16 protein-coding genes are annotated in these 23,705 nt (G+C 46.9%); 7 read left to right on the forward strand and 9 right to left on the reverse strand.

Translation table 11 applies throughout. From position 1 onward, the window contains the following. Positions 1-54: 54 nt before the first annotated feature. Positions 55-1,131, forward strand: a complete 1,077-nt coding sequence (gene rtcA, locus NC997_RS17150) for an RNA 3'-terminal phosphate cyclase (RefSeq protein WP_190526459.1) — start codon at positions 55-57, stop codon at positions 1,129-1,131. Positions 1,132-1,256: 125 nt separating this feature from the next. Beyond that, complete coding sequence (locus tag NC997_RS17155; RefSeq protein WP_190526461.1) at positions 1,257-1,928, forward strand: GNAT family N-acetyltransferase; 672 nt, start codon at positions 1,257-1,259, stop codon at positions 1,926-1,928. A gap of 47 nt (positions 1,929-1,975) precedes the next feature. Here the strand turns inward: NC997_RS17155 and NC997_RS17160 are convergent, their stop codons facing one another. The 6 genes from NC997_RS17160 to NC997_RS17185 form a co-directional block, all read right to left on the reverse strand. Continuing rightward, positions 1,976-4,207 (reverse strand): glycoside hydrolase, encoded by a 2,232-nt coding sequence (locus tag NC997_RS17160; protein ID WP_190526463.1) that lies wholly within the window; start codon positions 4,205-4,207, stop codon positions 1,976-1,978. A gap of 150 nt (positions 4,208-4,357) precedes the next feature. Then, positions 4,358-4,600: a NifU family protein gene (locus NC997_RS17165; RefSeq protein WP_190411328.1), complete on the reverse strand. Its 243-nt coding sequence runs from the start codon at positions 4,598-4,600 to the stop codon at positions 4,358-4,360. A 130-nt stretch (positions 4,601-4,730) separates the two neighbouring features. Further along, entirely contained in the window at positions 4,731-5,381 is a 651-nt protein-coding gene (locus NC997_RS17170) for a DUF3386 domain-containing protein (RefSeq protein WP_190411327.1), read from the reverse strand. A 170-nt stretch (positions 5,382-5,551) separates the two neighbouring features. Beyond that, complete coding sequence (locus NC997_RS17175) at positions 5,552-5,713, reverse strand: hypothetical protein (RefSeq protein ID WP_348257811.1); 162 nt, start codon at positions 5,711-5,713, stop codon at positions 5,552-5,554. A 313-nt stretch (positions 5,714-6,026) separates the two neighbouring features. Continuing rightward, the gene (locus NC997_RS17180; RefSeq protein ID WP_190411325.1) at positions 6,027-7,361 is read right to left on the reverse strand and encodes a GAF domain-containing protein; all 1,335 of its coding nucleotides are present in this window, start codon (positions 7,359-7,361) and stop codon (positions 6,027-6,029) included. Between the two features lie 128 nt (positions 7,362-7,489). Then, positions 7,490-7,720 carry a type II toxin-antitoxin system CcdA family antitoxin gene (locus NC997_RS17185; RefSeq protein WP_190411356.1) on the reverse strand — a complete coding sequence of 77 codons (231 nt, stop codon included), beginning with the start codon at positions 7,718-7,720 and terminating at the stop codon, positions 7,490-7,492. A 774-nt stretch (positions 7,721-8,494) separates the two neighbouring features. Here NC997_RS17185 and lepA point away from each other — a divergent pair. The 3 genes from lepA (at position 8,495) to NC997_RS17200 (ending at position 13,063) form a co-directional block, all read left to right on the forward strand. After that, a complete protein-coding gene (gene lepA / locus NC997_RS17190) occupies positions 8,495-10,306 on the forward strand; it encodes a translation elongation factor 4 (RefSeq protein WP_190411324.1) in 1,812 nt (603 codons plus the stop codon). Between the two features lie 297 nt (positions 10,307-10,603). After that, a complete protein-coding gene (locus NC997_RS17195) occupies positions 10,604-11,563 on the forward strand; it encodes a UDP-glucuronic acid decarboxylase family protein (protein ID WP_190526465.1) in 960 nt (319 codons plus the stop codon). A 108-nt stretch (positions 11,564-11,671) separates the two neighbouring features. After that, positions 11,672-13,063 (forward strand): UDP-glucose/GDP-mannose dehydrogenase family protein, encoded by a 1,392-nt coding sequence (locus NC997_RS17200; RefSeq protein ID WP_190526467.1) that lies wholly within the window; start codon positions 11,672-11,674, stop codon positions 13,061-13,063. A gap of 36 nt (positions 13,064-13,099) precedes the next feature. On the opposite strand, the gene NC997_RS17205 is transcribed toward NC997_RS17200, so the two are convergent. After that, positions 13,100-14,392, reverse strand: coding sequence for an amino acid permease (locus NC997_RS17205; RefSeq protein ID WP_190526469.1), 1,293 nt, complete (start codon positions 14,390-14,392; stop codon positions 13,100-13,102). 185 nt (positions 14,393-14,577) lie between these two features. After that, a complete protein-coding gene (locus tag NC997_RS17210) occupies positions 14,578-15,372 on the reverse strand; it encodes a DUF2993 domain-containing protein (protein WP_190428742.1) in 795 nt (264 codons plus the stop codon). Positions 15,373-15,853: 481 nt separating this feature from the next. Between NC997_RS17210 and NC997_RS17215 the strand changes: the two genes are divergently transcribed. Then, positions 15,854-17,725 (forward strand): tetratricopeptide repeat protein, encoded by a 1,872-nt coding sequence (locus NC997_RS17215; protein ID WP_190526471.1) that lies wholly within the window; start codon positions 15,854-15,856, stop codon positions 17,723-17,725. 199 nt (positions 17,726-17,924) lie between these two features. After that, a complete protein-coding gene (locus NC997_RS17220; protein ID WP_199306125.1) occupies positions 17,925-22,550 on the forward strand; it encodes a CHAT domain-containing protein in 4,626 nt (1,541 codons plus the stop codon). Here NC997_RS17220 and NC997_RS17225 read toward each other — a convergent pair. Next, positions 22,511-22,804 carry a hypothetical protein gene (locus NC997_RS17225; RefSeq protein WP_348257812.1) on the reverse strand — a complete coding sequence of 98 codons (294 nt, stop codon included), beginning with the start codon at positions 22,802-22,804 and terminating at the stop codon, positions 22,511-22,513. The two genes, NC997_RS17220 and NC997_RS17225, sit on opposite strands and share 40 nt — an antisense overlap. Positions 22,805-23,705 lie beyond the last annotated feature (901 nt).

The following is a 23,705-nucleotide window of genomic DNA, read 5'->3' on the forward strand; positions in this document are numbered from 1 at the left end:
GCCGTTAAAATCTGGTCACTTCCTTCATAATACGTTTGAAGCATCCTTTTACTCATGATTTACATCGACGGTTCCTACGGAGAAGGCGGCGGACAAGTTTTACGGACTTCCCTCAGCCTGGCGGCGATCGCAGGCCATCCGATCCGGATTGGGCAGGTTCGGGCGGGACGCAAAAAGCCCGGACTCGCTGCCCAACACTTAACGGCTGTGCGTGCCGCTGCTGCCATCTGTGGAGCGAAAGTGCAAGGGGATACGTTGGGTTCAACGGCTTTAGAGTTTATTCCGGGTGATTCAATCCAACCGGGAAAATACACGTTTGATGTTACCGAAGCACAAGAAGGCGGTTCGGCGGGTGCGGTTACTTTGGTTTTGCAGACAATTTTGCTGCCCTTAGCGATCGCGCAGGGAGAATCGCAGGTGACGCTGCGCGGCGGCACCCATGTCGCCTATAGTCCCGCTTATACCTACATCGAGCAAGTCTACTTGCCTCTGTTACGTCAGATGGGAGTGGAAGCTGAGGTGAGGATACGCAGTTGGGGGTGGTATCCCCAAGGCCAAGGAGAAGTGGAACTTCGCGTTAGCGGTAGGGGCGTTAGGGGTAAGAACAGGGAAATCCAACCATTGCGAGGGATTAGCCTTCTGGAACCTGGAGAATTTCAGCAGGTGCGGGGGATTGCTGTGGTGACACAACTTCCTTCCCACATTCCCCAACGGATGGCTAGCCGCGCCGAGAATGTGTTGCATCAGGCAGATCTCAAAGCCACTGTCCAACCCTTACGGGAAAGGGGTATCGCACCGGGGGCGGGGATTTTCCTCACCGCTGAGTACGAGAATAGCAAGGCTTTCTTTGGTGCTTTGGGACGTCTGGGACTGCCAGCCGATAAAGTTGCCGATATGGCTTGTCAGGAGTTGCTGGATTTTCATAACACTGGCGCACCCGTCGATGTACACCTGGGGGATCAGTTGCTATTGCCAGCGGCTTTAGCTGACTCGACGAGTCAATACCGAGTGGCGGAGATTAGCACCCACCTAACGACCAATGCGTGGGTGATTGAGCAGTTTGGCTTGGCATCGATAACGATTGATGAAGTCGATCGTCGGGTGACGGTAACACCCAACCCTGATAGATGAGTAGGGATAGTTAGCGATCGCTCCTAAATTTCCAGTTTATTTAAACACGACAACGGCTCCCATACTGCTAATATTGCCCTCATCGCCGCAGACTTTGATGTTCACTGCTGCAACAAAATGGACTAATGGCTGACCTACCTCCTTCATTGCCACCAGGGTGTGTTCTCCGACCAGCCCGTGCGGAAGAAAAATGGTTAATTCAGCAATTATTATTAGAATTTACAAAATCTGAGGCTTTAAAATTTGATCTGAGAGTTTTATCTTTCAATTTCCTAATTTTGATTGCCTTGACTTTTTTCATGCTAGCAATCATACAAATTATCAAAATTCTTGCTTCTAATTTCTTGCTCGGAATTATTTTATTTCTTATCCTTGCACTTCTTTTTATTGTTACTCTTTGTTTAGCCGCTTCCTTTATTCTATTTTTCTTCTCAATTTTCACCTATGCTTTTGTCAATTGGTCGCGGTTCTGGGTCATTGAATGTAATGGAAGCTTAGTAGCTTGCGGTGAAATAAACGGCTATAGTACGCACTCTATGCTGTATTACTTATTTGTGAAACCTGTTTGGCGCAGCCAGCACCTGGGTTCCTATCTAGTGAAGCGTCTTGTTCAAGAAGCGACCCACCCCCTCTATTTAGTCTGTAAGCCTAAATTAGTACGATTTTATTCGCAACTTGGCTTTACGATTGTTCCTTGGCAAGAAATCTCGCAGCCTCTCAAATCAAGTTTTCAAATTTTCCAACTGGATACTTTAATTAGTGGAAATGTTTGGACAGTGATGCGGTATCAAAGTTAGAAAAATCAGGGATTTTTGTAAAATCCCTGATTTTTGCGATTGAATTCTTAAGGAACATCAATCGGAATCAAGGCATTTTCAGGCACATAGCTACTAAACCGTTCGCCATCCGCTAAGATAGCTACCATCCGCAGCGGAAAATCTGGCCCAATTTGCAAATCTGCCCAAGGAACTGCCACTTCCAAACACTTATTTAAACCCACTTGAGCGCGGCTAAACCGAGGATGCCACTTGAGATGTTCCCCAGCCTCCTCAAACTCAATCGTGTGAGTCAGTAAGTTAATCCCTAAATGGTGGTGGAACAGATAGTTCAGTGGCGCTTCGTCAGGTAAATTTTCCAGCGGAATGGGGCTATTGTGCATCGTTTGGTTGGGATAGAACCACAGCAAATGCAACTCTGGCGGACAGCCTTTACCCGGTTGAATGCCGGTCTGGAAGTCCAGCCGTAGATAGAAGTTAAGGTGATCCACGCCGTACCAAAGACGCTGAATGGCACTGCTCTTGTGCATCGTACCCCGCGATCCGCCCACATCAATCCGACCAGCGCGATCCCAATCCTGTTCGTCACCCAGTCCATCGATGGTGGGATGAATAAAGCCTTGGGGTCGATGGTCTCCCCGCGCTTCGTGAGCTTCTACGGGTTGGCGCAAGTTCGACGGGATCGGCTCATTTAAAGCTTGGTAAATCGCACACAGGTGTTCCCGGAACAGCTGGTCGAACATGGCATCTTGGTTTGAGGAATGACCTTCGCCAAACCACCAGAACCAATCGGAACCTTCTGCGGCGTACAAAGCTTCCCAAACTTCTGGATTGTTTTCCTCGGTTGCTTCTGGATGGCTAGCCAAGACTTTCCGCGCATCTTCTAAGAGATCCCAGGCGCGATTTTTGGCGGGATCGCCAATCCAAGTTGTAAAGCTGCCATCGACCCAAGAGCCGCTGTGCAGCTGCTCGGCGGGGATGGTTGCCTTGGGAGGGAACTGGTCTAGAAATTCCGAAACCGTGACCAATTTCAGCTCTGAGTGGTCGCTCAGCGTTTGATAAAGAGCTTCTAAGAAGGGCTTACCATCCAGATGGTAGTGTTCCCAACAGTTTTCGCCATCAAGGGCAATGTTGACCAGCCACGGTTGTTCTAGGGCTGTACCGCCTCCTTTCTGGCGGTGTTTCAGGGTGCGAGCGATCGCTTCCAAATGCCCGACTAAGTCGGCGGCGGCGCGGCGCGGTTCCATCGCTCCATAAGTAAAGCCAATTAAATCTGATAATCGGTGATCCCGAAACACGATCGCTAAGTCGCCGAACTCGGTTTGCAGCCGATAAGGTTGATACAGTAATTCGGGTTCGTAGACATTCCCCGCGCCGTCTCGATGGAAAAATTGCTTCTTAGACCAACCTAAGACGGCTTCATCGGAGCAGATCCACTTATATCCTTGCTTGGCGATATAAGGCAAAATTTCGGGGCTGACCGATTGTTCTGAAGGCCACAAACCACGCGGTTCTTGCCCAAACCGATCTTTATACATATCCCAAGCTTTTTGGAGATGTCTGGGGATATCTTCAGCCCACTGGAAGCGCTGCTTCGGCAAGGTCATGTTGGGCACCGCCACCCGACCGGAGTTGGTATCGTTCAGTAAGGGCAAAATTGGGTGTGTGTAGGGCGTTGTCGATACTTCCAGTTGCCCCGCTTCTTGCATCTGCCGGTGCTGCGGAATGATGCGACTCAAGATTTCTCGTTGTTTAGAGAAAATTCGCTGGCGATCGCTTAAAGTAAAGTTTCTTCCCTGCTTCAACCAGCCCTCAATCTCTGGATCGTCCCAAAACAAAGGATCGATCCACGCCAGATTATGCCAAGCGAGCAAATCGCTGTAATCTTGCGGATTCCAATTTGTCCAACACCATTCTTCCCCCTTTTCTTGACGTTGCCCGTACAGTTCTCCGTAGCGAGGATGAGGGTCAATTAAAGTATGGTGATTGGCATCAAAAAAATGCTCAATAATAAATCTTTTTTGTTCATCACTCAGTTGCTGTTCTGGCGTCAAAGCTGCTGCTAAGTACGGGTCCATCGCCGTGCCAGCAACATAATCCTCTAACTGCAAAATCAAAGATGGCACGAGATTAACCGTTTGATGCAGCTTCGGATAACGAGCCAGCAGCAGCACTAAATCTAGGTAATCTTTCGTCCCATGCAGCCGCACCCACGGCAAACGATACTGGTTGACTGCGCGGCTTTTGTACAGAGGTTGATGTTGATGCCAGATGAAAGAGATATAGAGAGGATGGGGCATAGGAAAAGTAAATAGGAGAAACTAAAAAGGCAAAAGAAATATCTGTTTTATTTCTTTTGCCTTTGGCTTTGAAAAGACTGGTTCAATTAAACTAAAAAGGCAAAAGAAATCAGAAAAAATCTTTTGCCTTTTGCCTTTTACCTTTTGCCTTTAAAGGACTTGCTCAACTTCGGCAATTTCGGGGATAAATTCACGCAAGCGGCGCTCAATTCCCATTCTCAGCGTCATTGCTGAACTAGGGCAAGATCCGCAGGCTCCTTGGAGGCGTAGCTTCACGACTGGACCGTCGATGTCTACCAGCTCAACGTTACCACCATCGGACATTAAGTAAGGGCGCAGTTCATCCAAAACTTGTTCGACGTTTTCTGAAGTCAGTGCCAGTGTTTGTGACATGGTTAGTTTACCTTATCGAATCTTTCTTTCTATTGCAGCTATGTTGATCCTAGTTCACGCAGAGATAAAAACTCATCGCGAAAATGGAGAACACTGGGGACAGCCGAGAGGGTATCGTAACGCGGACCGCCTATACCGCTGCTGGTTCCAGTAACTTGACGTTCGCGTAGTTGAACTCGGTGGTCGTTTTTTGACCTTGCTCATTCGCGTGAATTACCTGCTTGGTCATCACGTAGTAATCGCCGACTTTCTCGAAGGTATCCTCAAATTGCATTTCTCTGAGCAATTCACCTGTCTGAGGATTCCGGAAGACAACATCGTAGCGACTGGCGGCGTAGCCTTCTCCGGTGTCTAAACTTTCAGCGGTATCGATGACAAATGCCATTCGACCCATTACCCGACTCACCTGGCAAATTTCAGTGCCTCGGATTTTGTAGTTAGATCCCATCGCATCGCCTTTAACCAGAATTTCCGTAGCGCCGCTGGCGTCCGTTTCCCCCAGGTTAAATTCGTTCTTGCCGTGAGCTTTGTCAAAAGACCCCCGCTTGCGGTGGGTGACAATATCCCTGAGCTGAGTATAGATGCTCTCTTGCACCGTTTCGTCTTCGATGCCGGTAACTTCAACAGTCATGTCGCTGTTGATGCGAATTTTGCCTTTGTAGACTTCATCACCTTGCTTGAGTTCTACATCAGCACTATATCCTGGGAAATTAGTATCCCAGGTGTAGCGGTTTTCGTAGGCAGCCCGAAACAAGTCACGAGCATTTGCTTGCTCAGTCATAGACTCTTACTTTAATCAACTTCTTTCCTAGTGTAAAAATGTTTGCAGAGTAGTGACACGCTTTGGCGACACAATTCGCTGAAAACTGGGGTTAGCAGAAAAATCCGATAGCGTCGCTGTACGCACCTAGATTAATAGCCCTATTGAACCCGTCTGTGGCGTAGTCATCATTACTGGAGCTTGATACAGGGGTACAGTGACCATGACTGTTGAGCTGAGTCCTTCCCCGTACGATGAACATGAATATTGCCAGCCATTGCTTCGAGCAGCTTTTGAGAGATTGTGAGTCCGAGTCCCGTACCCGCACCGGGAGTTGTGTGAGAGCCATTCATTTTACCGAACAATTGAAACTAAGGCACCGGCTTATGTCCAATGCTTTTCCCAAACTTTCAACCGTTTGCTGGAAAATCGCTTTTAGATCGAGTGTGCGATCGCTCCTGTTAGCAATTTGGTTCAAAGTTTTGGTACGGTTCGGAAATTGGCTCAGTCATAGAATCCTGTTGACCTCGCAGGCGATGTTGGCGTGCTTGCTTTCTCGAAATTTCATCGTAGAGCCTGAAACTACCAGCAAGCAGCTTGTTTGTGCTTTCAACTGGTAGAGCCAACTCAACCCAATTTTATCAATCCCCGAAAGTGGCACCTACATTAACAATCCATCGAACCTGTCTGTTGTGTTGAAATCATTACCGGCTCTTGATACAGAGGCACGGTGAACGTAACTGTTGAACCCAGACCTTCGCCCATACTGTAGAAGTTTACGACCCCACCCATTGCTTCTACCAGCCTTTGAGATATTGCCAATCCCAATCCGGTACCACCGTACTGTCTAGTGCGAGAGCCATCCACCTGGCTAAATGATTGAAATAGTTTGTCTTGCTTGTCAAGGGAGACACCAATCCCCGTATCGGCGACTTGGACTTTCACGACGCCTGGACATTCCTGTCCTCCAAACTTAAGTTTCTTTTTACTGACCTCGGCACTGACCGTGACGCCGCCTTCATGGGTAAATTTGATTGCATTCCCTATCAGGTTTAACATCACCTGGAGCAGCCGCTGGTAGTTGCCATACAGGATAATTTCATCGTAGGTAGATGGCATTTGAATGCATAAGCTCAGGTTTTTCTGCTGCGCCTGATTCTGGGTAAATTCCTCAACATCCCCGAATAGTTCTTCCAGCTTCACCTGTCCCAGTTCCAGCTCCATTTTGCCTGCTTCAATTTTGGCGACATCGAGAATGTCATTGATCAGGTTGAGGAGATGTAAAGCTGAACGGTAAGCATCTTGGATAAAATCCAGTTGCTCTTCTGGCTCGTCTACCGTCCCATCTAGGATCAGCTTCAGGGAGCCAATCATGCCGTTTAGCGGTGTCCGAAGTTCGTGGGAAGTATTTGCCAGAAACTCTGATTTGAGGCGAGAAGCTTCTTCTGCTTGTTCGCGGGCTTCTTCTAATTCTTTATACAGGGTGGCGTGAGCGATCGCGGTTCCCACCTGATCTGCCAGTTCTCTAACTAACTCAACTTCGGCATCGTTCCATCGCCGAGTGCGATCGCACTGTTGCAAAGCGATGACGCCATTTGGCTGGTTTTGATAGCAGGTAGAAACGACTAATACCGATTGTTGCCCAAACGCATTCACCCCAGCCTGTTCTACCACAACTGGCTCGCCTTGTGTCTCCAGTGCTTGCCTTAGGTAGGGTTGCTCGGCAAGCTGTAACTGTTGTCCCAGCATCGACCGAAACGTCTCCTGGCAATACTCCGCCACCACCTGCACTTTGGGCTTAGAACTTTCGTAGTTGCAGATGATGCAGCGACTAACGTTAAGCGCTTCTCCTAGCCCTCTAACCGTTTGCTGCCAAATGGTATCTAGATCGAGCGTGCGACGGATATTCCTAGCAATCTGACTCAGCAGTTTTTGGTACTGATCTGGACTTGACACAGTTGACTCGAAAGTTGGCAGTGAGACATTAACAGGAGCCGCCATCAGAGTATACCTGTAAACTGCAAAAGGAGAAGAAGCTAATGATTACCAGCCGTTTTCTGTGATAGATACAACCTCAAAAGACTTGCCCTGCGGCTAAAGTCTACATCTAGAGTGTTCTTTATTTTGCATTAATCGTTCCATTCCCCTCTTGGAGGCACGGGCGGATTCCTCTCTAGGTTCCGAGTCAGTTCATCATCTCGATCTCGTTCACCTCTAAGCCACTGCCGAATTGCCGTCTCAATGACCTTACTCGGATCGTTGGTCAGGTGCTTAATTTGTGCTAACAGTTCAGAATCAAGGTGGATAGAAATTTCCACCTTTTCGGCTGAACCCTGAGAATATCTGGCCCGATCGTTCATATCAGTACAGTGATGACATTTCCAAGCAAATCCAACGCGGAAGAGGATGCGCCGTCTTTCCATGCTAACTGCTGATGCAAGCAACGCAGTGAGTAGAGGGCAGCTCCTAATCCTAATGGGCAACAAAATTTTGCAATTCCGATCCCTAATATGCATTCTGACATTCTCTGGGCGCTAACTGCTAGTAGGCAATAGCGCTCTATTTTGTGGTGAGGGCGGCTGCTCCTGAAGCGTTGCCACTTTTCGGTAGAAAAGTCGTTCTCTCCTCAGAAAATTACCCTTTTTTTAAAGGTTTTTCATCAGAGCAGTTTTTGCATGGATTTAATTCCAATGTGCCCTAATCTACTTGAATACACAAGATTTCTTTTTAAGTCTTTAGATTCACAATACCTTTTGCTGTGTTCTCATCACCCTCCCGTGCCAAATTAAATGGTTATCGCTTCGCTTTACTGACTGTTTGACAGTTACTCAGTCCTCCTTCCTCAACCCTCAGTCCTCCTTCCTCAACTCTCAGTCCTCAGTCCTCCCTACTCAACCCTCAGTCCTCAGTCCTGCATCTATTTTTATCGCTGTCTCTGATTTAGGTAAACCGCGCAGATTTTCTACTGTATAGTCATCGAAGGCGGTAACTGTCCTACTCAAAGTTAAAGAATTGTTTCACGTTGACAGAAGGGACATATCTGCGGCTGTCCTAACTGCCTGGGCATCGGAAACATTACAATATTTGAAGTCCGCTGAACTTTTCAATTGCCGTTCGTGCCTTTTTGTTTGGCTATGACTGACGTACCTGTTTCTCGCATTCGTAATTTCTCGATCATTGCCCACATTGACCACGGAAAATCCACTCTGGCGGATCGCCTCTTGCAGTTTACGGGCACGGTGCAAGATCGGCAGATGAAGGAACAGTTCCTGGACAATATGGATTTAGAACGGGAGCGCGGCATTACGATTAAGCTGCAAGCTGCCCGAATGAACTATACCGCCAAGGATGGTCAACAGTACGTTCTAAATCTAATTGATACACCTGGTCACGTAGATTTTTCCTACGAGGTGTCGCGTTCCCTCGCCGCTTGCGAAGGCGCACTCTTGGTAGTGGATGCCTCTCAAGGGGTGGAAGCGCAAACGCTTGCCAATGTTTATCTCGCCCTTGAGAATAATCTGGAAATTATTCCAGTATTAAATAAAATCGATCTCCCTGGAGCTGAGCCAGATCGGGTAAAAGGAGAAATTGAAGAAATTATCGGACTGGATTGTAGCGGTGCAATTCTCGCTTCTGCGAAAGAAGGGCTTGGGATTGACGAGATTCTGGAGTCGATCGTTCACTTAGTCCCGCCGCCGATAGATACGGTGTCCCAACCGCTGAGAGCTTTAATTTTTGATAGTTACTATGACAGCTATCGGGGTGTAATTGTATACTTCCGGGTGATGGATGGTACGGTCAAAAAAGGCGATCGCGTTCGTCTGATGGCGACCGGCAAAGAATATGAAATTGACGAATTGGGTATCCTTTCCCCGACTCAGAAGCCGGTAAACGAACTGCACGCCGGAGAAGTGGGCTACCTAGGAGCGGCCATTAAAGCGGTGGAAGATGCTCGCGTAGGAGACACCATTACCCTAGCGAATGCCCCTGCTAGCGAGGCATTGCCCGGTTACACCGAAGCGAAGCCAATGGTCTTTTGCGGCTTGTTCCCCACCGATGCTGACCAATACCCAGACTTACGGGAAGCCCTGGAAAAACTGAAATTAAATGATGCAGCGTTGAACTACGAACCGGAAACGTCCAGCGCGATGGGGTTTGGCTTCCGCTGCGGCTTCTTGGGCTTGCTGCACATGGAGATCGTCCAAGAGCGTCTAGAGCGGGAATACGATTTAGATTTGATTATCACTGCTCCTTCGGTGGTCTATCGAGTGATCACCAATAAGGGAGAGGAAGTTTACATTGATAATCCCAGCCACCTACCGCCGCCGAACGAGCGGGAAAAAATTGAGGAGCCTTATGTCAAGGTAGACATGATTACCCCAGAAGTCTATGTGGGGACTTTGATGGAGTTATGTCAAAACCGGCGTGGTGTCTTCAAAGATATGAAGTATTTAACGCAGGGGCGAACCACGCTGACTTATGAGTTACCCCTGGCGGAAGTGGTGACGGACTTTTTTGACCAAATGAAGTCCAGAACTCGCGGCTATGCCAGTATGGAATATCATTTGATTGGCTATCAGGAAAATCCCCTGGTTAAGCTAGATATTTTAATCAACAACGACCCCGTTGATGCCTTAGCGATGATTGTGCATCGGGATAAGGCTTACAACGTAGGACGTGGTTTGACAGAAAAGTTGAAGGAACTGATTCCTAGGCATCAGTTCAAGATTCCGATTCAAGCCGCGATTGGCAGTAAGATTGTCGCTAGCGAACATATCCCCGCTTTGAGAAAAGATGTGCTTGCCAAGTGCTACGGCGGTGATATTTCTCGAAAGAAAAAGTTGTTGCAGAAGCAGGCTAAAGGGAAGAAGCGCATGAAGTCGATTGGGACGGTTGATGTACCGCAATCAGCTTTCATGGCGGTGTTGCGCCTGGATCAAGAGTAGCGCTTGGATTAAGACTACTGAATTGAGACTTACGCTGGATTTTTAAGCTTAGCTAAGCTTAAAAATCCAGCGCATTTTCATAGCTTGGCGTCTTACATAGGGTACTATTCCAGGCTGAGAGTGGGAAAGGAACGAACTTGAGGCGAAGAAATGAATGCCGAGGAGCGATCGCTAATCTTTACATTATCTTCATCGATATCTTCAAAGATTTATTGAAAATGCAGGTACATCTGGACACCATCGCATGGCAAGGTTAGTCTAAGATGGATTCCAACTCTTAAAAGACTCAATTGCCAGATGAGAATTTTAGTCACAGGTGGTGCTGGTTTTATCGGTTCCCATCTGATCGACCGGCTAATGACGCAAGGGCATGAAGTCATTTGCCTCGATAACTTCTATACCGGACACAAACGCAACATCCTGAAGTGGCTGGATAATCCATATTTTGAACTCATCCGTCACGACATCACCGAACCGATACGCTTGGAAGTAGAGCAAATTTATCACCTAGCTTGCCCCGCCTCTCCAGTACACTACCAGTTCAACCCAGTAAAGACCGTGAAAACGAATGTCCTGGGTACACTGAATATGTTAGGACTGGCAAAGCGGGTGAAGGCGAGATTACTCTTGGCTTCCACCTCAGAAGTGTACGGCGATCCTGAAATCCACCCCCAGACTGAAGAATATCGCGGTAATGTCAATACGATAGGAATTCGCTCCTGCTATGACGAAGGCAAGCGAATTGCAGAAACACTGGCGTTTGACTATTATCGCCAGAATCATGTAGAAATTCGAGTCGCGCGAATCTTCAACACCTACGGCCCTCGAATGTTAGAAAATGACGGTCGAGTGGTTAGCAACTTTGTAGTGCAAGCTCTGCGGGGTACCGCCCTAACCGTTTATGGTGATGGTTCGCAAACCCGAAGTTTCTGCTACGTTTCAGACCTAGTGGAAGGGCTGATGCGGCTGATGAATGGCGAGCATACGGGACCGATTAATTTAGGGAATCCCGATGAATATACGATTTTAGAGCTGGCTGAGGCTGTCCAAAAGATGGTGAACCCAGACTCGAAGATTAAGCTTGAGCCACTGCCAGAAGACGATCCTCGCCGACGGCGTCCGGATATCACGCGGGCAAAGACTTGGCTGGATTGGGAGCCAACAATACCCTTGCAAGAAGGGTTACAACTGACTATAGAAGATTTTCGCGATCGCTTAGCTTCTCTGCCGGAGAATCGCATCCCCAGCGATTCGTGAATTAGAGTCCTTTGTCAAAAGTCAATTATCAATAACTTTTAACAAAAGACTACCCAACAGAATCGTACCCCCAGAACTGTCATTCCAATTTTTTTGAGGTTTACTCCTATGCGTGTTTGCGTAATTGGCACTGGATATGTTGGCTTGGTCACGGGTGCCAGTCTTGCTCATATTGGACATCATGTCATCTGCGTTGACAATAACGAAGAAAAAGTCAAGTTGATGAAGGCGGGACAGTCCCCGATTTATGAGCCAGGACTGTCAGAAATTATGCAATCGGCTTCCCAGTCAGGGCATCTTGAGTTCACTACCGATTTGGGTGCTGGAGTGGCTCATGGAGAAATTTTGTTCATCGCAGTAGGGACGCCCGCTTTGGCAAATGGTGAAAGCGATACCAGGTATGTTGAAGCCGTTGCCCGTGGAATTGGCGCTCATCTTGACGGTGGTTACAAAGTTATTGTGAATAAATCCACAGTGCCAATTGGTTCTGGGGACTGGGTGCGGATGATTGTACTTGATGGCGTTCTGGAACGCCAAAAGTCCCTAGTGGGAGCTGGTGGCGTTGTTACCGAGGAGTTGACACTAGAAACAACTCCTCAGTTTGATGTTGTTAGCAATCCAGAATTTTTGCGCGAAGGTTCGGCGGTTTACGACACCTTTAACCCGGATCGGATTGTGCTGGGTAGCACCAATCCGAAAGCGATCGCCATGATGCAGGAACTCTATGCTCCCATTGTCGAGCGCCAGGTGGCAGAAGACAAATCCTTACCGCAAGTGCCCGTCGTGGTGACAGACATTAACTCTGCTGAGATGATTAAGTACGCCGCGAATGCCTTCCTCGCAACCAAAATCAGCTTTATCAACGAAGTTGCCAATATTTGCGATCGCGTTGGTGCTGATGTTACCCAAGTCGCTAAGGGCATCGGTTTGGATTCCCGGATTGGTAACAAGTTCTTGCAAGCTGGGATTGGCTGGGGTGGTTCCTGCTTCCCGAAAGATGTCTCGGCTTTGATTCATACCGCGGACGACTACGGCTATGAAGCTCAACTGCTCAAATCTGCTGTGAGTGTCAACCAGCGCCAGCGCGTGATTGCGATCGAAAAACTGCAACAGGCGCTAAAAATCCTCAAAGGCAAAACGGTGGGATTGCTAGGTCTGACTTTCAAACCCGATACCGATGATATGCGCGATGCTCCAGCGCTCAATCTCATCGAGCAACTAAACCGGCTGGGGGCGAAAGTGAAAGCCTACGATCCAATTGTTTCTTCAACTGGGATGCGTCATGGGTTAACCGGCGTGATGGTGGAAACCGATCCCGAACGGCTGGCTGATGGCTGTGACGCCCTTGTGTTGGTGACAGAGTGGCAGCAGTTCCAGACCCTAGACTACAGCAAAATGTCTAAGCTGATGAACAACGCGGTGATGATTGATGGTCGTAACTTCCTCAACCGGAAGGAAATAGAAAGCGCCGGTTTCCAATACATCGGTGTTGGTCGCTAGGAAAAGTTTTGAGTTAGGGAGTTATGAGTTAATAACTCATAACTCCCTAACTCTTTGCCTGACTTGGTACCAGATTAGACCAGCGACAATTAATCCCAGACCCATTTGCCAGATTTGCGGCTCTACCCAGAAAGCCAGGAACAGGCAAGATCCTAGACCTGCCCAGGCTATCCATTTGGGATAGAGCCGTTCTGAATCTGGCATTTTTAATGCTGCCAGATTGGTAATTGCATAGTAAATCAAGACGTTAAAGGCACTGAACGACCAAGTCGTTTTGACATTGCCAAGCAGAACTAAAAGGGCGATCGCAATTCCTACCACGACCACCGCTAAATCGGGTGTCGTTCCTTGCCGATTTAGCCGTGCCAAAATTCTGGGCATATCCCCGCGTCTTCCCATCGCCAGCAGCACGCGGGACAAACCCAAAATCAAGTTTAATAGTACCCCCAGCATCGCCGCGATCGCACCAATTGATAAAATCGCCGCACCTCTTGAACCGGCAACGCTGCGAACTGCCACCTCGAGGGGTGCTGCCTGTGCCTGGGTTGGTTTGCCCAAAATTTCTGTCCCGACCGCCCCAATGCCAACCGTTGCCACTGCCATGTAAAGCAACATTGTCACCCCCAGGCTAACAATCATCGCGATTGGGATTGTCTTCCGGGGTTCCCGTGCTTCCTCGCCCAACGTGGCAATCCTTCCATAACCCGTGTAAGCCACAAACATCAGCGCACTGGCTTGGAGTACCGTCGCCGGAGAACCTTTGAAAAATGGCGTGAGATTTTCTGTACCAACCTCTGTGGCGCGGGGTAGACAGATAAGGACAAAGAAAATTAAAGAGAGCAGCGACACCGAGACGATGGCAATATTGGCGCGATTAGAGCGGCGAATCCCGCTCAAAACAATTAAAGTCATCAAAATTGCCGCAGCTAGCGCCGTGGGAATCAGAAATCCCCGCCCATACAAACCTGTCGCATTCAGCAAGTAGCCAGCAAAACCTAAAGCTGCCGTTGCTGCTGAAGCAGTCTTTGCCAAGAGAAACATCCAGCCTGCGGTAAAACCTAGACTCGGATTGAGATACTTGTAGCCATATTCGTAGCTGCCACCGCTGACGGCGTGATTCGCTGCTAACTGGGCACTATTGAGACCGTTGCAGGTTGCCACAACGGCTCCAATCGCGATCGCCAAAATTACCGCCGGTCCTGCGATTCCGGCGGCAATGCCGATGCTGACAAACACGCCCGTGCCTACGATCGAACCCAAACCCATCATCGTGGCACCCAAAACCCCTAACTCTCTCTGAAGCTGCGGGGGTGAGGTTCCAGCAGTCACAAGATATCTCCCAGATAACACTACTGTTATCCTAAGGCTGAGAGGTTAAGACACAGTTGTGCGATCGCTTACCTTAAGGAATTAAGGATAGAAAAGGGGTGTTCAACCACCACGCCTTATCCCTGTTCCTTTTAACGCAGTTCTGACCCTGCGACTGCCTACTAACCGATGACGATTGACTACAATCAAGGATTATTGGGAACGCGCTCGATTTGGGCATAGCCACTGAAAATTAGCTTATCTCCTTGGGTCTCCAAGCGGTTAATTCGCATGGTTACGCCGTCAAGATTAAAGCGATCCAAATCGACCATGTTATCTAAAATTTCAGAAAATGCCGAGGTCAACGTCTGAGAAATCTCCCGTGTTTCTTCTGGCACCGCCTCTGCCTGAAATTGAGGATCTTTAAACCGAATTCGACGTCGCCGTTCCACGCTTAAGGTTGATTTCATGCTGAGTGGCACCAATCCTTTTTCGCCCAAATCTGCCTTTGCAAAAATTTGCACTTGGTTTTCGGGCAGCAGCTGTACTTGGACTTCGGTAAAGGAAACGGGCTGACCGCCAGATAAATCTGTCAAAGCTGGTGTGGAAATATCTTGCAGGCGCTTCTGCACCAGTTCTGCCTGAAAGGATTGGTTAATATCTGCCTGGGTTAGCGTCACCTGTACAACTGCCTGGGTGGGTTGCTTAAGGCGAATCTGACCTTGCATTACACAACTGAAGTCAATCGAGACGGCGTCTGTCTCAAACGACATCTCCTCGGTGCGAAACTCGCGGCGAATCACAAGACCACTACCGCTCATTTTGAAGCTGTCAATACTGCCCTGCAAAAGCTTGCTGGAGGGATAGCAGCGAACAGCAACTTCCACAGACTCACTCTGGGTAAACATGTGGCGAATAGTCTTGCTAGCGACTGTATTGAGGAGGCGTTCTCCCCAATCAGTGCCAGTATTGTTTGTGAAACCAGTAAGGCCGCCTAACATAATGTTTCGCGTCCATAAGAGTGCTTACTCTCTTGTTTGTAACAAAATATTAACAAATAAGCAAGAAGACCTAAGACAGAGAGAACCCCAGAGAGCCTACTGCTTAAGGTTATCAGCCGGAAAATGGCGCGATTGATAGAATTTTCTGAATTTTCCAATTAGTTACAACAATTAGAGTCGCAGATGTGAGCAGATCGCCCTCTTGATGCGCGATCGCCTACAACATCACTAGGTGCTGCAAAGACTCTGGGCTAAAGATCCCAGATTACTGCCAAAAGTTGCAAAGTATCATTGGAGACAATTAAATTTCACAATCTCTAGAGTCTTCCGATGCCAGTAAGGGCAGGGCTTCCCTACTCCTTATGACAGATACACGAAAATTATTTGGAGTGTGGCAACGAAAGCATCATGACTCAGACTAGGGGAATTTTGAGCGACTGGTGTGGGATGAACACTGTTCTGTATTCTTAAGTTGACGGCGATGACACGGATCATTATTCGATATTACGATCCTAGCTATCCCTATCTAGAACGGGCTATCCGTTCGATTCAGGGAGATTTTGATATTGTTGTATACGATGATGGAAGCAATATTTTTCCTAATTTGGCTGCTGTTAAAAATAGATGCCAAATTAGACGCCTAGAGCATAAAGGGCCAGCTTCTACGCTGATACAGGCTCTGGCTGATGCAAAAAGAGAAAATGTAAAACAAGTATTTATTCTAGATGGGGATGATGAGGCGCTAGAGAGTTTACCAAGCTTTCTCAATGCATCCTTAGCATTACCTTATACAGCAGTTATCGGGCAGTTCAAGGATGTGCCTTCCCCAATTTATCAAGAGCAGGGAAATGAATTATTTCGAGAAGCGATCGCTAATTTAAAATTCTGCCCTCCCTGCTTCAGCCTCAAGATTGGAGACTGGGTACAAGACTTGCCCCGCATCTTCAACCTAGTGCAAACCGAATATCTCTCAACTGGCACTTTATTTTTAAGCTTATTCCTCTCTGGTCAAACCGGGATTTCTGTTGCTGAACAAGTGATTATCTGGAGACAGCACGAAGCCCAAACTTACAGACATCACCACCAGGAAAGGCATTTAACAGTACAGAGAATTTGGCAAATCTACTATCAAAAAGCTTTCGAGGAATATAGCAAAATCTTGCATCTCAATCCCCATGATGCTGTTGCTTATTACAATCGGGGTAATACTTGCTCCAGACTTGGCGATGGGCAAAAAGCAATTGAGGATTACACTCAGGCGCTGAATATCAATCCTAATTTTCCTGAAGCTTACACTAATCGAGGTGTCGCACGCTTCGATTTAGGAGATACTCAAGGAGCAATTGACGATTATACTCTGGCATTGCAGCTTAATCCTAACTTTGCCGCCGCCTACAATAACCGGGGGAATGCCCATTCTAAATTGGGTAACTATCCAGAAGCAATCGCCGATTTGCAGACATCTGCTCAAATTTTCTCTGTTCAAGGGTATATAAGTAACTACCAGGGATCGCAAAACCTCTTAGCTGAAGCCTATTTTAAAATGGGAGCAAGATTGTGGATGCAAGAACAGATTGAACAAGCGATCGCTTGTTATCAGAAAGCGCTGGAAGTTAAACCTGACTTTCCTGAAGCCTACTACGATTTAGGCATGATTTTCCAGCAAAAGGGTAGAGTTGCCGAGGCAATGAGCTATTACCGTAAACTCTTAACAATCAAGCCTGAATTTTCAAAAGCTCGTTATCAAATTGAGACAATATTGAAAGGTTATCAATTTTCTACAGACTGGTTTAGCCGCAACCTTGATATTTTGAATGAGCATCTTAAACCTTTATCTAAAATACCTGGATTAAATATTTTAGAAATAGGCAGTTGGGAGGGGCGATCTACTTGCTGGTTTTTAGAAAATATTTTAATAGATAGTTCTAGCCAAATTACCTGTATAGATACCTTTGCAGGTAGCTTAGAACATCAAAGATATGATTGTGACTATCTAAGCTCTGTAGAAGAGCGATTTGACTTTAATATAAATCGTACGGGTGCAGCGGAAAAGGTACGAAAAATAGTAGGTAGATCTCAACAAATATTGCGTTTGTTACCCTTGGGTTTTTATGATTTAGTTTACATTGATGGCTCCCACCTAGCCAGCGATGTTCTGGAAGATGCAGTTTTAACTTGGGCGCTTGTTAAAGTTGGCGGCACGATCATTTTTGACGATTATGATTTTATTTTTGCAGAAAATTCCTTTCAAAATACTAAGGTGGGGATAGACGCTTTTGTGTCAGTATTTTCCGATAAAATTAAATTCATCCATAAGTCTCATCAAATTCTTCTAAAAAAACTTTTTTCTTAGACTTGGTTGTTTTTAGTTCCTGAAGACAATCCTGGTTGAGATAAGTTATAACAGCAGTATAATAACTGTCCAGAAAGTACATCACAGTTAGCGATTGGTTAAAGGAACAACCCGTGTAAACAAAAACGTAGTGACTTCGGCAAAGCAGAACTGCGATTGGTTGTTCAATATTTCTTAATATCTGCAAGAGAGAGCAATTATGAAACCCTTAGTGAGAAAAGTTAGCCTAGTGATGGCAGCCTTGCCTCTAGCAGGAGTCATCAGCTTAGAAAAAGCATTGGCACAACCCATCATTCCGGCTGCTGATGGCACTGGTACCCTTGTCAACGTCAATGGCGATCGCTTCGACATCACTGGCGGTAAGCTATCAAGCCAAGGTGAGAATCTCTTCCACAGCTTTAACCAATTTGATCTCCATCAAGGTGAGATTGCCAACTTCCTATCCACCCCCAGCATTCAGAATATTCTCGGTCGAGTTGTGGGTGGAGATGTCTCCGTCATTAATGGCTTAATTCAAGTCACTGGCGGCAATTCAAACTTATTTTTGATGAATCCAGCCGGAATTGTATTTGGCAACAACGCTAGTCTAAATGTGCCTGCATCTTTCACTGCCACCACCGCCAACAGTATCGGCTTTGGCAATAATTGGTTTAATGCCATCGGTAACAATAATTATGCCGCTTTAGAAGGAAATCCCAGCACTTTTGCTTTCACGGCTCCCCAACCCGGTGCCATCGTTAACTCTGGAAACTTAGCAGTAGGACAGGGGAAAAATCTCACCTTACTCGGTGGCACTATCGTTAATACTGGGCAACTTTTGGCACCAGAAGGAAATATTACTGTGGCAGCGGTTTCCGGCGGAAAATCCGTGCGGATTAGTCAACCTGGAAACCTACTCAGTTTGGAGGTCGCGACTCAGAATTTTAATCCCCAATCCCCTATCCCTAATCCTCAATCCGTACCGCAGCTGCTGACTGGCGGAAAAATTGGGAATGCGACTAAACTCACTGTTAATAGTAAAGGTCAAGTGGTACTCACGGGATCTGGCGTTGCAATCCCCACCGATACAGGTACTGCGATTGTAGCTGGCAACCTTAACGCATCCGGTCAGACTGGCGGTAAAGTGCAGGTTCTGGGTGACAAAGTAGGGCTGGTGGGTGCCAACATCAACGCTTCCGGCAGTCTTGGCGGCGGAACGGTGCTAATTGGCGGCGATTATCAAGGAAAGGGAACGGTACCGAATGCCTCGAGAACTTATGTCAGTCCAGACTCTTCGATCGATGTCGATAGCAAGAACAACGGTAATGGGGGTCGTGCGATCGTTTGGTCTGACAAGGCAACTGAATTTTACGGCAATATCAGCGCTCGTGGCGGCAAAAATTCCGGCGACGGCGGATTTGTGGAAGTTTCAGGCAAGGAAAGCTTAACTTTCAAAGGTAAGGTGGATACGCTAGCGCCACAAGGTAAGGCGGGAACCTTACTACTTGATCCACTCAATATCACGGTAACAGATCAAAGTGCGGGTCCGGGAGCGCAAGACGTTGAATTAGCCGATGGCACAATTCTTGAGGGTGATGCTCCTGCAAATTTCATCATTTCGGAAACCGAACTGGAAAATGCCTCCGCCTCTGGCAATGTGATTTTGCAAGCGACTAACAACATCACTATCAACGATCTTACAAGTGACGGAACTCTGAACTTCGGCGGCGGGCCTGCTACGTCAATCACTTTTACGGCAGACGCTGATGGTGATAAGGTTGGTTCTTTTGTGATGCAAAATACGGCGAACACCATCCGAACCAATGGAAGAGATATAACAATTTCCGGAGCAAGTATCACTGTTGGAAATATTAAGATCGATCCTCCTCCTGGTTTTGGTCCGTTCGGGAAGATTCAACTCACCAGTAGCAACGGCGCGATCGCTACCGGCAATCTAGACACCTCTAACTTATACGCGAACAGTGGAAGTATCATCCTGGATGCCACTAATGGGAACATTCTTACAGGTGATATTACTTCCTCTAATAATAATAATGATGGTGGTCTGGTGAGTTTAACTACTAACACCGGCACAATTACAGTTAATGGCGATATCAATTCCTCCTCCACCTCTTATTTTCAATCTACAGGCGGCGCAGTCACTTTAGAAGCTGGCAGTAACATCACTACAGGCACAATTAATTCTTTTGCAAAAGCTGACATATTTTTCCTTGGAGATAATCCAGGAGCTACAGGGGGTGACGTCAAGATAACATCTGGAGGCAATCTTAAAACAGATGCCATTAATTCCTCTGCTGTTGTTAGCCAAACAAGTGGTGGTGCCGCTTTATTCGATGCGATAGGCGGCTCAGTTACCTTAGATGCCCAAGGTAGTATTCAAACCGGCGATATTGATTCCTCTGCTACTGACCCCATCGTTGCTACAGGGGGTGCGGTCAAATTCACAGCTAAGGACGATATAATCGCCGGCAACATTAATTCCTCTGCTACTGTTAATCCCCCCCCTCCCGATCCAGATTTTTCCGATCTGGTTACTAATGCATTAGGTGGGTTAGTTACCTTAACAACAGATGGCAATATTACCTTTAATACAATTAATACCCAAGCTAAAGAACAAGTAGATGGAATCGATGGCTCACTCAGCGGTGGTAATGTCACAATATCTTCCCTAGGAGTTGTTAAGGGACTGAATATAATTGGCGGAACTTCGGCAACTATCCTCACCAGTGGAGTGACTCTAGGAGGCTCGGTTTTCATCCAGCATGATGGGGGGCAAGATAACTTTCAATTTATCGTCGGCGATAAGACTAACAACGGTACGGAAGGAGCGATTGACACGGGTGGAAGTAGTGGGAATGGGGAGCTAATTTCTTCTTCTCCTACACAAATAATTCCATCTATCGATACGCTGATTCCCAATAACAATACCTTCGAGGTGGGCAATCCTAGTGTTGATGGGATTCAGATAACCTTTATTAACCAAGCACCGACTTTGACCGCTAATACCCTGCTAACGGATACTCAACAAAATCAGTCGATTACATTCACTGTTGCGAGTTTAAATCCATCTATAACCGATGCAAATAGCGATTTTACCTCAATACGCATTGATGCCATTAATGGGGGAACGCTGACCAAACAAGATGGTACCGTCATCGTACCGGGAACCATTTTGTCGTTGAGCGATGTTTTAGTTTACACACCGCCTACGGGTGCGACTGGTTTGCTCAATGCCTTTACAATTAGTGCGAGCGATCGCGTTTCCTTCTCCGCCCCGCAACAGCTCACCATCAATGTAGCTGAGCCAATTCCAACTCCAATCCCCACACCAATTCCCACGCCAATCCCCACACCAATTCCCACGCCAACACCTTCCCCAACGCCACTTTCCAGCGAATTATCACCACCGCAGGAGACGCCACTGACACGAATACCGGCAACGAGAACCCTTGCCTCAGTCGAAATCGATCCGGTTGTTGCTCAAATCGACCAAGAGCTTACAAGGCAATTCCAGCAATATTTGGGACTTGCTCCCGATCTTCCCCTAAAAACCTTGGATGAGGCGCGTGAAATTCTTAACGAAATTGAGAAAGCAACTGGAGTGAAACCGGCACTCATTTATGTTGCTTTTGTGCCTGCAACAGTTACACCAGGAACAGCAGCAGATAAAAGTCAACTCCCTTATCCCGCGCCACGATTAGATATTCTTTGGCAATTCAACTCTCAGGGATTAGCCCTAAATCAGCTAGCTCAACTTCCAGCTCAATCGTCAAACAATCCCCTACCGCAGGATAACGACCAACTCGAACTCGTCATTGTGACAGCTAAAAAGCCACCAATTCGCAGGAGAGTCACAGGGGTAACACGCCGTCAAGTTCTCAAAGTCGCCCAGGAATTTCGCTCAGAAATCACTAAGCCGCTTAAAACAAACCGTTACCTCAATTCTTCCCAACAACTCTATAAGTGGTTGATAGCACCCGTAAAAGCTGATTTAGAAGCTAGCAAGATCGATAATTTGGTTTTCCTTATGGATACAGGGTTGCGGAGTCTTCCGGTTGCTGCCCTCCATGACGGTCAACAATTCCTAGTGGAAAAATACAGCGTCGGACTCATGCCGAGTCTCAGCCTAACCGATACTCGTTACCGGGATATTAAAAAAACCCAAGTCCTGGCAATGGGAGCAGCCAAATTTACCAACCAAAACCCCTTACCCGCCGTGCCCGTGGAATTGTCCATTATCGCCTCTTCCCTATGGTCGGGTAAATCTTTCCTCAACGATGCCTTCACTCTGAAAAATCTTAAGGCGCAGCGTCAGCAAGAACCTTTCGGAATTGTTCACCTAGGCACGCATGGGGAATTTAAGTCAGGGAACCCGAGCAATTCCTATATTCAGCTGTGGGACACCAAGCTGAGATTGGATCAGCTGCGGGAGTTAGGTTGGAATGACCCTCCTGTAGAATTGCTGGTGCTAAGTGCCTGTCGCACAGCCTTGGGAGATGAACAGGCAGAATTAGGCTTTGCCGGGTTATCAGTGCAGGCAGGCGTCAAGTCAGCCCTAGCGAGTCTCTGGTACGTCAGCGATGAAGGGACTTTGGGGTTGATGACAGAGTTCTACGAACAATTGAAAAAAGCGCCCATCAAGGCGGAGGCGGTGCGTCAGGCACAGGTGGCAATGCTCAAGGGCAAAGTGCGCTTAGAGGGAGGTCAACTCCGCACCCTCAATGGCAGCTTTCCCTTGCCACCCTCAATGGCTGGACTGGGAAATAGAAGCCTTGAGCATCCTTTCTACTGGGCAGCTTTCACGTTGATTGGCAACCCTTGGTAAGAGAAGGGAGGAGAGATGACTGAGGGCTGAGAGGTGAGGACTGAGGACTGAGAGGTGAGGAAAAAAGGGCTGAGGAAAAAAGAGGTGATACCAATTCTTTTTAAAGATGCGCTTAATAAATAGATAGTGTTTTGCGTGTCAAGAGCGATCGCAAACGAGCAAAGGCAAACGCTGAAAACAGGCTTGCAAGCACTAACTAGTCCGATGTGCTCGTCAACAGCTTGCCATTGAGATGCCTCCCACAAAGTCCTCACTCCACTTCACCCGCTCGCTCGCCTGCCACGGAAGCTCTATTATTAAGCGCATCTTTACAGAGAATTGGTATGAGATACATCGGCACGGGAATGGCAATCAAAAATCTGCTACCGAACGTGAGAACCACAATATGTTCCAGCCATCTGAGAAACGCTATAGATATAGAGATATAGCACTTTTTCACGTTCTTTTTCTAACCAAACCGTATTACCCCTCACCAGCTTTCACTTCAAGGAATATAAAATTATTCCTTTGATATTAAAATGTTCGTTAAGTTCCAAGGTAATCAGTTTATTTTGACGTTTACAACCATCAAAACTAACAAGAGTTAAATCTTCATTTACAAATACAATTAAAACTTTCAATACATCTACTAAAATTACCAAATTGAAATAACTGATAATATAATTGCTGGCGATATTGGATAATTAGCTTAAAAATTAAGTTATACCTTTTAAGGAAATTCTACTTAATGGCCATATCGCATTTAAATTTGATATTTATGATAAGGATGAATCAAGCATTAAAGATATGGAGAATACCTGTTACTTTTGCAAGCTCCGTTTGCACCTTCTCTCAAAAAATTCTCAGAAAATGGGCGGTTACTTCACGAATCAGAAACAATCCTGGAACAATGAATTCCTGGTGTTTTCTCAGATATTTAACGATTTTATACCGATAGGGGCTTGCATAAAAGCATCTGATATATTATTTTAATCGCCAGTCTAAGCCCGAAGCTAAGTATCTCTAGCTTCTGATTCAGTTCCTAAAATTTGGATAGAAGATAACCTTTCATTAAAGGTTATTGTTCAACTCCTTAAGTTAAACTGTACGTCATGGTTTCGGAGCAGATCGCCTAGATAAAGGTGCTTATGGAAAGAAGCAGCAGCGTGTTTTAGG

Origin of the sequence: Trichocoleus sp. DQ-A2 (assembly GCF_039961915.1) — a bacterium.
Taxonomy (GTDB): Bacteria; Cyanobacteriota; Cyanobacteriia; order Cyanobacteriales; family FACHB-T130; genus FACHB-T130.